The organism is Synechococcus sp. R55.8 (assembly GCF_047461895.1).
Lineage (GTDB): Bacteria > Cyanobacteriota > Cyanobacteriia > Thermostichales > Thermostichaceae > Thermostichus.
On the sequence record NZ_JANSIB010000084.1, the window covers coordinates 1 to 13,813 of the forward strand.

General features: G+C 58.3%; 12 protein-coding genes. 8 read left to right on the top strand and 4 right to left on the bottom strand.

What is annotated here, in order from left to right:
• Positions 1–122: 122 nt before the first annotated feature.
• Positions 123–641, bottom strand: coding sequence for a CDP-diacylglycerol--glycerol-3-phosphate 3-phosphatidyltransferase (gene pgsA / locus NW829_RS09155; protein WP_414329287.1), 519 nt, complete (start codon positions 639–641; stop codon positions 123–125).
• A 78-nt stretch (positions 642–719) separates the two neighbouring features.
• Complete coding sequence (locus tag NW829_RS09160) at positions 720–1,655, bottom strand: nucleoside hydrolase (RefSeq protein WP_011432144.1); 936 nt, start codon at positions 1,653–1,655, stop codon at positions 720–722.
• A 121-nt stretch (positions 1,656–1,776) separates the two neighbouring features.
• Here NW829_RS09160 and NW829_RS09165 point away from each other — a divergent pair, with 121 nt between their 5' ends.
• The 7 genes from NW829_RS09165 (at position 1,777) to NW829_RS09195 (ending at position 9,890) form a co-directional block, all read left to right on the top strand.
• Positions 1,777–2,781: a circadian clock protein KaiA gene (locus NW829_RS09165; protein ID WP_414357426.1), complete on the top strand. Its 1,005-nt coding sequence runs from the start codon at positions 1,777–1,779 to the stop codon at positions 2,779–2,781.
• Positions 2,782–2,783: 2 nt separating this feature from the next.
• Positions 2,784–3,086, top strand: a complete 303-nt coding sequence (gene kaiB, locus NW829_RS09170) for a circadian clock protein KaiB (protein WP_011430723.1) — start codon at positions 2,784–2,786, stop codon at positions 3,084–3,086.
• 28 nt (positions 3,087–3,114) lie between these two features.
• Positions 3,115–4,740 (top strand): circadian clock protein KaiC, encoded by a 1,626-nt coding sequence (kaiC, locus tag NW829_RS09175; protein ID WP_011432142.1) that lies wholly within the window; start codon positions 3,115–3,117, stop codon positions 4,738–4,740.
• A 245-nt stretch (positions 4,741–4,985) separates the two neighbouring features.
• Complete coding sequence (pilM, locus tag NW829_RS09180; protein ID WP_414416929.1) at positions 4,986–6,068, top strand: type IV pilus biogenesis protein PilM; 1,083 nt, start codon at positions 4,986–4,988, stop codon at positions 6,066–6,068.
• Positions 6,069–6,128: 60 nt separating this feature from the next.
• Positions 6,129–6,836, top strand: coding sequence for a PilN domain-containing protein (locus NW829_RS09185; protein WP_414329097.1), 708 nt, complete (start codon positions 6,129–6,131; stop codon positions 6,834–6,836).
• Positions 6,836–7,537, top strand: coding sequence for a hypothetical protein (locus NW829_RS09190; protein ID WP_414350594.1), 702 nt, complete (start codon positions 6,836–6,838; stop codon positions 7,535–7,537). The genes NW829_RS09185 and NW829_RS09190 overlap by 1 nt, the downstream gene beginning before the upstream one ends.
• Before the next feature lie 265 nt (positions 7,538–7,802).
• A complete protein-coding gene (locus NW829_RS09195) occupies positions 7,803–9,890 on the top strand; it encodes an AMIN domain-containing protein (protein ID WP_414416930.1) in 2,088 nt (695 codons plus the stop codon).
• Positions 9,891–10,083: 193 nt separating this feature from the next.
• On the opposite strand, the gene NW829_RS09200 is transcribed toward NW829_RS09195, so the two are convergent.
• On the bottom strand, positions 10,084–10,650 hold the full coding sequence (locus NW829_RS09200; protein ID WP_414406707.1) for a DUF2854 domain-containing protein: 567 nt from the start codon (positions 10,648–10,650) through the stop codon (positions 10,084–10,086).
• A gap of 122 nt (positions 10,651–10,772) precedes the next feature.
• Between NW829_RS09200 and NW829_RS09205 the strand changes: the two genes are divergently transcribed.
• On the top strand, positions 10,773–12,314 hold the full coding sequence (locus tag NW829_RS09205) for an aminotransferase class I/II-fold pyridoxal phosphate-dependent enzyme (protein WP_414416931.1): 1,542 nt from the start codon (positions 10,773–10,775) through the stop codon (positions 12,312–12,314).
• A 15-nt stretch (positions 12,315–12,329) separates the two neighbouring features.
• Here the strand turns inward: NW829_RS09205 and NW829_RS09210 are convergent.
• The coding region (locus NW829_RS09210) for a hemolysin family protein (protein WP_414416932.1) at positions 12,330–13,813 on the bottom strand (1,484 nt) is incomplete at its 5' end.

Here is a 13,813-nt window from a genome sequence, read left to right on the forward strand (position 1 = left end):
CCGCAGATCCCGCCAGAATGCAACCAAAACCCATGGTTCCCAGACCTGGATCTAGACCGAGGATGCGCTGCTCAGGTGGGGTGTCTCCTCTGTCGGCGAGGGGCGGGGGGATCTGACAAGGGCTATGGCCTGCCGGGTGACTGCGCATGATGGGGATGATCGGTGTGCAGGTAGGTCAGGCCCGAGATCAGGGTGAGAACCACCGCCACCCAAAAACAAGGGATCCCTCCCGGCCACCCCAAAATCAGCAAAGCAATGGCCAGGATTTGGGTTACCGTCTTGGCTTTGCCCCAGAAATTGGCACCGCGGATTTGGCTTTGGTTGACCCGCCAGCCGGCGATGGCCAGCTCCCGCCCCACCAGCAAAAACACGCCCCAAGCGGGGATCCGCCCCAGTTCCAGCAGGCCCAGCAGCGGCGCCAACACCAGCAGCTTATCCACCAGAGGATCCAAAAACTTGCCCATATCGGTTACCAAGCCATAACGGCGGGCCAAATGGCCATCCAGCCAATCGGTTGCCGCCGCCAACAGGAACGCCCAGAGGGCCAACCTCTCCCCCAGTGGGGATCGCAGGCTCAGGCCCAGCAAAACAAAAGGGATCCCTGCCAGCCGCAGCAGGGTGACGGCGGTGGGCAGGTTCACCCACTCCAGCTTGGCACGTTGGACGGCGCTGGGATTCTCCACCTTCGGATCTGGCCTCAAGGATCAGAACTATCAGAATTATCGGTAACGGCCCAGGCGCTCGGTGAGCAGGTGGTAAAACCCCTGGGCATCCACCCCAAAAGCCACCTGAACATTGGCGAGGCGACCACTGGATCCCCAGCGATCCACCACCGTCCGGCCCAGGTTCAAGGGGCTAGCCGTTTCCACCTCGACGTAGCAGGGCTTGAGCTCGAACAACTGCGGCTGTAACAGATAGGCAATCACACAAGGGTCGTGCAATGGCCCTCCCGGTAGCCCGTAGCGTTCTACGTCGACCTTACCGTAAAAGGTGAGCATATTGGCCACCGTCTGCCCAACGCGGGTGCCCAGGGCGCGGATGCGCTCAATCCGCTCCGGCGTGCTGAGGACCTGTTGGGTGACGTGCAAGCCCAGCATCACCACCTCCGGGATCCCGGCGCTGAGCACGATCTGGGCGGCGTGGGGATCGGTGAGGATGTTGAACTCGGCTGCCGGGGTAACATTCCCCTCAAAGGCGGATCCCCCCATAAACACCAGCCGCTGGATGCGCTCCACAATCCGGGGCTGCTGCACCAGGGCCACTGCCAAGTTGGTCATCGGGCCCAGCAAAGCCAAGGTAACCGGCTCAGGGGCAGCCATCAGGGTTTCAATCAGATACTCCACCGCATGCTGGGATCCCAAAGGCATCTGGGGCTCCGGCAGATCCGCTCCGTCGATCCCGGTTTTGCCATGCACCTGCTCGGCGGTTTCCAGAGGGCGCAAGAGAGGTCGGGGGCAGCCGGCATACACCCCCATCTGCGGCTGACCGGCCAATTCACAGATCTGTCGAGCATTGCGGCTGGTTTTGTCCAAGGAGACATTGCCAGCCACCGTGGTAATGCCCAGCAATTGCAGCTCTTCTGGCGACGCCATAGCCAGCAGCAGAGCCACCGCATCGTCTTGGCCAGGGTCACAGTCGATGATCAGGGGCACCATAGGGATCTCGGCAGCAGCTCACTCACCCCTAGTTTAGGTTTTTCTCCCGCTCTTTTCCTCTGGCCGGTGAGCGCGGATCCCGGTCAGATTTAAGATAGGAAATATATCTTCATCCTTTGTCTTGTTGCCTGACACCCATCCACTGCGCATCAACCTGTTGCTGGATTGGGAGCCGCCAGCAGGAGAGCCCCTAGCTTGCGAGGACTGGCTACCCCCTGAACGCTTTGTTGTCGAGTGTTTTCAGGATCAAGCTACCTTCCTAGAGGCTCTCAGGAGACAAGACGGCCATGTCGATTGCTTGGTGCTCCTGGTGGATCCCACTCGGCTGCAAGAGCTGCACGATCTGGGCAATCAGCTCTGCGCGTGGGGACTGCTGCTGCCGACGGTGTTGGCGATTGTGCTGGAAGAATCCCACCTGCAAAAGGAAACACCGGAGACGGAAGGAGAGATCCCTGCCACCTCATCTTTGGTGAAAGCATTGCTCAAGCGAGAGCAGTTTTTCTACCACAACGCCACCCTCGTCCGTCCCATTTCGCCACAGGAGCTGAAGGGGCAGGTGCGGGCCGACTGTACCGCTTCGGGATCCCCTTCCGTCTTGGAGCTGCTGGTGGATCGGGCCATCGCCTTGTTTCTGCAGATGTCTCCCACTTGCGGCCTCCCGCAGGGCCCAGTGCATCCCAGCGATCAGCCCTACCTGGCCTACAGCAACCAACAACAGCGACGGCTGGCGGAGAAATTGCGAGAACGGCTGAGCTATGCCGGAGTGTACTATCATCGTGACCCGGAGCTGTTTTATCGCCGCCTTCCGCCCCACGAGCAGCGAGCTTTGATGCAACGGCTGCGCGGCCTTTACCAGGCGATTGTCCTGGAATACTTTCAGTCTCCCGAAACCGCCAATGCCCGCATCGATGAACTGGTGGCCTTGGCCTTTTTTGCCGATATCGGCGCTGCTCAACTGCTGGAGCTGCACATGAACTTGATGGAAGACTTTGCCAAACAATTGAAGCTGGAAGGCCGCAGCGAAGAGATCCTGCTGGATTACCGCCTTACCCTGATCGATGTGATGGCCCACCTGAGCGAAATGTACCGCCGCTCCATTCCCAAAACCGCTCCAAGGGATCCTTAGATATGTCCACTCGCAAAGCCTATGTTCTCAAGCTCTACGTGGCGGGCAACACCCCCAATTCTCTGCGTGCCCTCAGCACCTTGCAAGACATCTTGGAAAAGGAGTTCCGCGGCGTGTACAGCCTGAAGGTGATCGATGTCTTGAAAAATCCGCAACTGGCAGAGGAAGATAAGATCTTGGCAACGCCGACCTTGGCCAAAATCCTGCCGCCACCGGTGCGGAAGATTATTGGCGATCTGTCCAACCGCGAGAAAGTGCTCATCGGCCTGGATCTGCTCTACGAAGAATTGGACGAAGAGGCTTGAGACAGGCTGCAGGAGCAAGGAGAGTGGGATGAACCAGTCATTGGGGCCTTCTGAGCCAGAAAAGCCACAAGATAACACCGCAGAGGACTCCACCGAACCAACCCCAGACAACCACCGGGCGGATCTCTCAGAGCTGCGAGGGATCCCCAAAAAACAGACGGGCATTGAGGGCTTTGAAGACATCAGTCACGGTGGGCTACCCCTGGGACGCACCACCTTGGTCAGCGGCACCTCCGGCACCGGCAAAACCCTGTTTGCCATGCAGTTCCTTTACAACGGCATCGTGAAGTATCAAGAGCCGGGGATCTTCGTCACCTTTGAGGAAACCCCCGCCGATATCATTCGCAATGCCTCCAGCTTTGGCTGGGATCTGCAGGCCCTCATCGACAGGGGCCAACTGTTTATCCTGGATGCCTCCCCCGATCCCGAAGGCTATGAGGTGAGCGGCAACTTTGATTTGTCGGCCCTCATCGAGCGCATCCAGTACGCCATTCGCAAATACAAAGCCAAGCGGGTCTCCATCGACTCGGTGACGGCCATCTTTCAGCAGTACGACCCTGCCGGTGTGGTGCGGCGGGAGCTGTTCCGCCTGACGGCCCGCCTCAAGCAGGCCAACGTCACCACCGTCATGACCACGGAGCGCACCGACGAGTACGGCCCCATCGCCCGCTACGGCGTAGAGGAATTCGTCTCCGATAACGTGGTGATCCTGCGCAACATCCTGGAAGGAGAGAAACGGCGGCGCACCATCGAGATCTTGAAGCTGCGGGGCACCACCCACATGAAGGGGGAATATCCCTTCACCATCACCAATGACGGGATCAACATCTTCCCCCTGGGAGCCATGCAGCTGACCCAGCGCTCCTCCAACGTGCGGGTCTCCTCCGGCATCGAGAAGCTGGACGAAATGTGCGGCGGCGGCTTCTTCAAGGACTCGATTATTTTGGCCACCGGCGCCACCGGCACGGGCAAAACCTCGCTGGTGAGCAAATTCCTGGAGCGGGGCTGCCTGGATGGGGAACGCTGCATTCTCTTTGCCTACGAAGAGTCGCGGGCGCAGCTGTCCCGCAACGCCTCCTCCTGGGGCATTGACCTGGAAGAGTTCGAGCGGCAGGGCCTCCTCAAGATCATCTGCGCCTACCCAGAATCTGCCGGCCTGGAAGACCACCTGCAGAAGATCAAAACCGAGATGATGGCCTTCAAGCCCTCCCGCATGGCCATCGACTCCCTGTCAGCCCTGGCGCGGGGAGTGAGCCAAAATGCCTTCCGCCAGTTTGTAATCGGGGTAACTGGCCTGGCCAAGCAGGAGGAGATCACCGGCTTTTTCACCAACACCACCGACCAATTCATGGGATCCCATTCCATCACCGAATCCCACATCTCCACCATCACCGACACGATTATCCTGCTGCAATACGTGGAGATCCGCGGAGAGATGGCCCGCGCCCTCAACGTCTTCAAAATGCGGGGATCCTGGCACGACAAAGGGATCCGCGAGTACCTGATCTCCAACGCGGGCATCCAAATCCGCGATTCCTTCCGGGGCTACGAGCGCATTATCAGCGGATCCCCGACCCGCATCAATGTGGATGAGAAAAACGAGCTCTCCCGGATTGTGCAAAACGTCCAGGCCCTCGAGGAAGAAGGGTTGTGAGCGGTTACAACAGTTCCGTGAGTGGGCGCGGCAACAGACCCGTTGAGTCAAGCGAATTTCCAACACCGCTCAAGCCCTGCACTTGCGGCTGGCAGGGAGGGATCGGCCCAGACAAGGATTTCCCCGCGGCCAATGGCGAACAGTGGTAACCCACCTACAAATTGGGTAGTATGCCTCTAGCAGTAGCGCAAAGGGCGGGGTTTCCCGGCGTGTTTAGTTTTCTTGGTGGTTCCAAAACCCGAACCATGCTTGGGGTGGACATCAACCCCGAGCGCATCGCCGTTGCCCAACTGAAAAAGCAGGGCAATGGTCGCTATCGTCTGGCCCACTACCACAGCGTGGAAATGCCGGAAGGGGCGATGGTCGAAGGGCGCATCCTCGATCCGAGCACAGTTGGCTTGATCCTGATGAATTTGCTCAATGAAAACAAAGTGCCCACCAACCTGCCGGCAGCCACAGCAGTGCCCGTAAGGGAGGCCATCGTTCGTCTCATTCGCCTGCCTGCCGACCTACCTGCCGATGAGCTGCGCCGGGTGGTTTTGGAGCAGGAGGCCGAACTTTACATTCCCTATCCGCGGGATCAGGCGGATGTCGACTACCAGCCCTTGGGTCTCGATCTTTCCCAGGATGGCATTGAGCGCATCGAAGTCTTGCTGGTGGCCATCCCCAAAGAGGTGGTGGACAACTACCTGGAGGTGCTGCAGGTGGCCAACTTGCAGGTGCGCTGTGTGGAGCTGGCCAGCTTCTCCCTCATTCGCACCATCCGCGATCAGCTAACCCAGTACGGCCCCCAAGAGGCCGTGTTGCTCAGCTCCATCGGCTACGACAGCAGCGAGATCAGCATTTTGGTGAACGGGATCCCGCAATTTACCCGCACCGTCAACATCGGCACCATCCACATGCGGCAGGTGCTGGCCCAGTCCCTGAATTTGCCGGTTAGCCGCACCGGCGACCTGTTGCGAACTCTGAGGCTACCCTTACTCAACCCCACCGATATTTTGGCCACGGGAGAACAGCCAGCGCCCAGCAATCCCGGTGTAGCAGCAGTAACGCGCGTTGTCTCCGATTTGGCGGATGAACTGAAGCGCTCCATCGACTTCTTTACGAGCACAGAAAGCAGCTCGCCTGTGGTGAAAGTACTGCTGGCCGGAACTGGGGCAAGCATCGGCCAAATCGACGGCTTCTTATCTCAGTCGTTGAGCGTGGCGGTGGAGTTGGCGGATCCCTTTGGCAACATTGTCGTGCCGGATTCAGTGGAACTGCCCCTGGAGGAACGCCCAGCAATGGGAGTGGCCCTGGGGTTGGCGCTGCGGGAAGACACCAAGTAGCGGCAGCAGGCAGCGCAAGCTCGCCCAACCGATGGAATAGCGCACAAGGCGGTTAAAGAGATGTACACACCGGAGATCAATTTCCTCAAAGAAAGGCCGGATGTCCTCACCACAGCTCGAACAGGTGGGGGAGCAGTAGTCGCAGCTGAGGCTGCAGAGGGATCCCAGAATTGGATCCCGGCCATTGGCCTGGGGGTTGCTGTTGCTGCTGTAGCGATGGGAGCTTTTTGGTATTTCCAAGACAGCTTTTCCCGCCAGAGAGAAACCTTGAGGGCGGAGCGGGCTCGCCTTGACAGTGAGCTCAGCACAGCCAATGCTGAGTTGTCCCAGCTGCAGAATGCCAATCAAGAGCTGCAAACCATTCGCGCCCAAACGGAAGGGTTCCGCTCCTTTCTGAGATCCGTCCAGCCTTGGTCGGCCATCTTGGAAGAGCTGCGGCGCAAGATCCCCGGCCAGGGGGTATGGATAACCAACATCAGCGCTTCCGGGGATACCGTCAATATCCAAGGAGGGGCGCTGGACTTTCCCCTGGTGAACGACTTTTTGCTCACCCTGCTGGATTCCAACTTTGTGACCAGCGCCGTCCTGAACAGCAGCTCCCGGGTGGACGGCACAGACCTAACCGAGCCCAGCGTTACCTACGGCATAACCGTAACCATCCGTACCCTGGGGGATCCCGACCCAGAATTTACCCGCGAGCTGGAGCAGCGGGGAGCGATAGGCTTGGTTGAAAAGATCCGCATTTTGCGTCGAGTGGAGGCGAACTGATGACTGGATCGGTTGAAGGTTTTCCCGACGAACAACTGGTGGTTCCCCCGGCAGGGCCGCCGGTACTGCTGGGCGTGGAGCTGACCCCCATTCGAATTGGTCTTTTAATCGGGATCACAGGGCTAGGCGCGGCGGGGTTTCTGGCCTTCACCCAACTTCGCCCCTTGATCGAGGAGGTACAGGCTTTGGAAAGGGAGGTAGCCAACAAAACCACCCAGTTGCAGGACATAAAGAGCCAGATTGCCAGTTTGCAAGATGTGCCCAATCAGGTCGAGAGAGCTCGCGTGGAGCGGGAACAGATCAGTGCCCTGCTCTCCACTCCCGAGAATGCCGACACGCAACTGCTGGATCTCAACCGGCTGGTGCAGGGGCAGCCCAACAGCGAGCTGCGCAGCTTTAGCCCTTCTCCACTGACTCCAGCGTCTTCGGCCAATCCGGAAGTGCCTGGGATCATCGCTCCCGCCATCCAAGTGCAGACCACCCGTGTCGCTCTGCGTGGCCCCTATACGGAGCTGATCAATCTGATGGGAGATATAGAACGTCTGCGCACGCTGTTCCGGGTGAGCAACATCAGCTTAAATCCTGTTCAAGACACAGGGGAACTGGACGCTGCTTTTGATTTGATTGCCTACATCTACAACAAAGACGTTCCGTTGGGCACTGCTCCTCCACCTGAAGGGCAAACGGCACCTGGTCAGTAGCCCAGCCATGCCTTGACTCAGGGGGGGATCCTGCCAGTGCGGGATCCCCTCTGGTTTTCAGAAGACGGGAACAACCGCCGGTTCAGCACGGATAGTGTTGCCGAATCGAAGATCTGGGAAAAATTTCTTCCGAAACGGCTACAGGTAGTGGCAAAGTCCGAGATTTCGGCTTTGATTAGGGAAGCACGGGGTGAACGAGGCCAAAGGCACCCGTGGCGAGGTGAAGCAAGAATACGACTGGGTGAAGGAGTGAGGTGTGAGGATGATGAACCGTCGAGTTGCTTATGGGTGTGCGTTGGGCTTGATCCTGTCCCTGCCCCCATTGGCCTTAGAAAGCCGGGTCAATGAGGCAGCCGCTCAACAGTTGACCTCCGCAAACCCGCAACGCCTCAGCCGCATCACAGATATCCGCCTGGTGCCCAACGGCAACCGCATGCAGTTGGAGATCAACACCGAAGGGGGCGCTCGCCCACAGGTGTTCTTTACCCAGCAGGGACAATCTTGGATCGGGGACATCACCAATGCTCAATTGAGCGGAAGCCAGGGCCGCTATCGCCAAGAGTCTCCCCTGCCGGGGGTGCGCTTCATTGAGGCCCGGCAGTTGAGCAACGACAGCGTGCGGATAGAAATAGCCGGTGTGGCCGCAGCTCCCCAAGGCTTGCTGGCTCGGCGCAGCCCGACGCAGTTGGTCTTCGACTTTGAGGGCCTACCCTCTGCCCCACCGGCCCCCCTAGCGGCGGTTCCCCCTCAACCCTCGTCCAACCAAGCAGCGCCCGGCCAACCGGCGTCACTAAACCGACCTCAGCCCGTGGCTCCTGTTCCTCAGCCCGCAGCTCCTGCCCCTGCCTCCCAACCGGTCGCTCAAAACCCTGCCCCTCCGCAGACAACTCAAGCGGCTCCTCCTGCACCTGCTGTTCCTGCTGCACCCGTGATTTCTCAGGTCCCCCCTCTGGGCCAGCTCAACCAACCTCAATTGCCGCCGGGAAGTTTGCCCACCGAATCTCCTTTTCAGGGGAGAGCTGTGGCTCCTCCTGCTGGCGATATTGCCGTTGGCACAATCCTGCCTGATCCACCTACAGTGGATCTCGGATCCAATGCCAGGATTAGCTTGACCTTGAAAGATGCTCCTGTGGGCGATGTGCTGAGCTTGTTGGTGCGGCGAGCAGGGTTGAATGTGGTGCTCAACGACGTCCCACCCGATCTAACCATCTCTCTGGATGTGCAAGACTCGCCCTTACAGGAGACATTCAACTTTATCTTGCGGCTAAAACAGTTGCAGGCCCAGCGAAGGGGCCAAACCGTATTTGTTGGACAAAACCTGCCAGGGGTGACTGGGATCCTGGTGCGCAATTACCGCGTGAATCAGGCAGTCGCCACCGATTTGGCCAGTCGGCTGGAAGGAGTTTTGAACGCCGTTGCTCCCGGTGCCCAATTCGTTGTGGACGAGCGCACCAACTCCATTACGGTGATCGGCAACTCGCGGCAGCAGGACATCGCGGCTGCTCAGATTGCCCAATTGGATGTGCGTCGGCGACAGGTTCTGATTTCCCTGAGAGCAGTTGATATTCGCTTGGACAAAAACGAAAGCTTATCAGTTAACTTGGGAGGGGCATCTGGCAACTTTGCCCTTGGAACCTTGGGAGACGCCAAGTTTGGTGGTCAACCGCTCAATCAACCTGCGGGATCCTCGGTAAGCTCTATCGGCCCTGAAAGCCCATCAGGATCCATCACGGGAATATTTAACACTCTCAACCGGCTGCAGCAGTCTTTGGCTCTAAGAGTGGAGTCTGCAATACGAGATGGAACTGGAAAAATTCTAACTGACCCCAAAGTTGTGGTGGCAGATGGCGGATCCAGTCGAATTAGCATTGCAACCAGTGTGCCCGTTAACGTTGAAACCATCACCATACCCCAGGGCGAAAACCAGCCCCCAGTCGTTACTCAGCGTTTACAGCGGGAGGATGCCGGGGTTATCCTTAACGTCTCAGAAGTTAGGATAGATGACAATGGGTTTGTTACCCTGACCATTCAGCCGGAAATTTCTATTCCTGTACCCATTCAAGTATTGGAAGGCGGAGACTTTGCAGGCATTCAACTTTTTAACATCGACAGAAGGCGGCTGGAAGCATCTCAGCTCAGGTTAAGAGATGGGCAAACCTTTATTATTGCTGGCCTCATTCAAGACAGGGACATCGTTGAAGTTCAAAAAGTGCCTTTACTAGGCGACTTGCCTCTTTTGGGTGCTTTGTTCCGCTCTCAGAGTGTGAATAACGAGCGCAATGAGGTGGTCTTCATGCTAACGCCCTACATTATGGATGATAATGTTGCTTTTGGTCTTCCTCCCAATCCGTAAAATTCCCAATCCGTAAAATAGGGTTATGCCGAACTGCCAAGTTTCGTGACATCCTCCCAACACTGATACTATAGGCACAGCGCAGGACCCATAGCTCCCCACACCCCTCATGAGTTAACTCTCGACAGTCCTGAGTTACTGGCTGCATTAGCTTCGGGATCCGTTGAGTTGCATTCAGCAGCTAATGGCTTCTTCAAGTGGCCTGGGATCCACCTCGGGCAACAAGCGCCAATTCCACCTGATTTTCTTGGGGCTGCCCCAGTTGCACCTCCACATCTCGGCCAAAGAAGCCTTGCATTTTTTTCTGGTAGCTTTCCTGCCATTGTTGGAAGGGAACCTTGGGGGAATCGAACAGAAGCACTAAGGTATACCGGCCATCCCGCAGTTCTTCTCTGTACCCTCTCACCTTGGGCAGATCTGCTTCCAGAGGGCCGCGCAGACCCAGAAACTCCAGGGCATCTTCCAGGTGGGCATTAGCCCCGTAGCTATATTTGGTGATATCGGCGCGGACTTGCTTTTGAATTTCCGTGGCCTGCTGGGCGCGGGCTTGGATCACCTCGAGAGAAGGGGCGGCCAGGGCAGGTACCGGCTTGAGTTCCACTACCTTCATGGTTATCCCTCCCAACAGCAAGGGGATCCCGGCAAACAGGCCGATGAGATTGAGGGTGGGATCGTTGTAGTGGGCAAAGCCCCAAGCCGTGGCGGCAGCCCCGGCCAGCAACACGAGAGTGCTCAGGGGGAAGGGCAGTTTTTCAAACATACAGGAGAGGAAGAAAGGCCACCTGAAAACCCAGGCTAGCAGGAAAAGCGCCAGCGGTGGACTTAGCCTCCATTGGGATGGATAATCACAAAATGCCCACCTGGTGTGTTGAGGAGTGGTCTGTGGTTCTGTCCAATCTGTCCAAAACCTCTCGTTGCTTGCGCTCGCTGGATCGCAAAGCCCAGGAGCGAGCACCTCTGTTTGAGGCCATCCGCCACTATTGCAGCTTGGATAAGGCTCCTTTTCACACGCCAGGCCACAAACAGGGACGTGGGATCCCTGCCGATCTGCAAGCCTTTCTGGGAGAGAACGTCTTCCGGGCGGATCTGACCGAGCTGCCAGAGGTGGACAACCTCCACGACCCCGATGGGGTGATCCGGGAGGCCCAGGAGCTGGCTGCAGCGGCCTACGGCGCCGATCGCAGTTGGTTTTTGGTCAACGGTTCCACCTGCGGCGTGGAAACACTGGTGATGGCCGTGTGCGATCCAGGCGACAAGATCTTGTTGCCGCGCAACTGCCACAAATCCGCCATTGCCGGGGTGATCCTCTCTGGGGCGGTGCCGGCCTATATCGAGCCGGATTTTGACCCGGAGCTGGGCATTGCCCACGGGATTACCCCAGCCGGTTTGGAGGGGGCCTTGGCGGAGCATCCCGATGCCAAAGGCGTTTTGGTAGTCAGCCCCACCTACTACGGGGTCTGCTGCGATGTGCAGGCTTTGGCCTCCATCGCCCATGCCCATGGCCTACCGCTATTGGTGGACGAGGCCCACGGGCCCCATTTTGGGTTTCATTCGGAATTGCCCATTTCGGCCTTGGAAGCCGGAGCCGATCTGGTGGTGCAGTCCACCCACAAGGTGATCTCCGGCATGACGCAAGCCTCGCTGCTCCACCTGCAGGGATCCCGTATCGACCCCAACCGGGTGCGCAACATTCTGCAACTGCTGCAATCGACCAGTCCCAGCTATGTGCTGATGATGTCGCTGGATGTGGCACGGCGGCAGATGGCACTGGAGGGAGAAGCCCTGCTGGGCCAAGCCTTGGCTTTGGCAGATCAAGCCCGCGCCCGTCTCAACCGCATCCCCGGCTTGCGCTGTTTTGGCCCAGAGCGTATCGGCTCCACCCCTGGTTTTTTCGATTTCGACCGCACCCGTCTCACGGTAACGGTGACAGAGCTGGGGTTGTTCGGCTTCGACGCTCACGACTGGGTTAACGATCACTTCCACGTGCAGCCGGAGATGTCCACCCTGCACAATGTGGTCTTCATTGTCAGCATCGGCAATACCCAGCGAGACATTGACCGCCTGGTGGAAAGTTTCGCCGCCCTGTCGCAACATTTTCAGGGATCCCGCCCATCCAGAGCGGCAATGGAAAAAATGCAGCGGCTGGCACAACTGCCCCGTCCTTGCTTGCCACCACAACGGCTATCGCCCCGGGAGGCTTTTTTTGCTCCCATTCAGCGGGTGCCTTTCCAAGAAGCAATGGGCCATATCTGCGCCGAGATCATCTCCCCCTATCCACCTGGGATCCCGATTTTGGTGCCGGGAGAAGAGGTGACCCAAGAGGCGGTGAACTATCTGCTGTTGGTGCATGAGGCAGGCGGCTTTATCAACGGCCCAGAGGATGTGCGCCTACAAACCCTGAAGGTGGTCAAAGCAACGGCCTAGTCCTCTCCAGCAGGTTTATGGACGGGTTTTTGCCGTTTGCGCCGGGGGGAGCAGCGGCAGGGAGTTTGCCGGGGTGCCGGGGCGGCGGGCTACCTTCACCCGATCCACCCGTGGCCCCTCCATGCGCACCACCTGAAACTCCATCTCTTGGTAGGTGAACTTTTCCCCAGCACGTGGGATCTTCTGCATGTGGTAGATCAAAAAGCCCCCCAGCGTTTGGTAATCCTCGTGCAGAGGCAGGTTGAGGCCACAGCGCTCGTTGATCTCTTCAATATCTAGCTGAGCCTGGATGAGCAAGGTATTTTCGTCAAGTTCTTGGATGTCCGGCTCCTTGGTGTTGGGATCCGGGCCATCGGAGAGCTTGCCGACAATCTCCTCCACCAAGTCTTGAATGGTGATCAGGCCCGCCGTGCCGCCAAACTCATCCACCACCACCACCATCGGCCAGTGGTGCTGCCTCATTTCGGGCAACAGTTCCGCAATTGGCTTGTTCTCCGGCTCAAAGTGGGCCTCGCGGATAAAAGGCGTGATGGGGCTGTGGAGGTCGATGGATCCCTTGGCCAACTGGCCGATCAACTCCTTAACGTGGATCAGCCCGCGGATGTCATCCAAAGACTCGCCAAAGACCGGATAGCGGGAGTGCCCCGATTCCGCCACCTCCGCCAGCACCTCTTGCACCGTTGCAGTTTCCGGCACCGCGTCGATGCTGGTACGCGGGATCATCACCTCGCTGGCCACCGTCTCGCCGAACTCGAAGATGTTGCTCAACAGCTCTCGCTCTTCCGCCTCGATGTTGCCCGACTCCACCGAGGAAGCGATCAACAGTTGCAGCTCCTCCACCGTCATGGTGCTGTAAAAGGAAGTGGCCTCGGGGATGCGGACGCCCAAGATGCGCAGCAGGCAGCGGGAGGAGAAGCGGAGCAGCTCGACAAAAGGGTGGAGGAAGCGGCTTACCAAGCGGTTGAGCCAGGCCAGTTTCAGCGCAATCGGCTCGGAATAGAGGATGGCCAGAGTCTTGGGGATCAGCTCCCCTACCACAATCTGAAAATAGGTGAGCAGCGAAAACACCACTACCACCGCCACCCCCTGCATAAGGGCCGGATCCACACCCTGAAACCAGTCCAAGCGGCTCAAGGCCAGAAACAGCGTCGGCGCCACTTGCGTAGCCCCGATCCAGCCCAGCAATACACTGGCCAGAGTAATGCCCAACTGTGTGGTGGAGAGGGCATATTCCAGTTGTTCTTGGGCTTTTTGCACAATTGCCGCCTGGCGGTTTCCCTCGCTCGCCAACTGCACCATGCGGGAGCGCCGCGCCGATACCAAGGAAAACTCGACTGCGACAAAGAAAGCGTTGATGACCAGAAGACCGATGACCCAAAGGAGACTAAGCGACGCATCTCCCCACGAAAGCTCAGTGTTGGGGAAAGTAGCCGCCGAGGCTAAAGGGGGGTCGTCCATCAGGGGGAGCAGCAAGACGGATAGACAGCATTCTAGCTCAG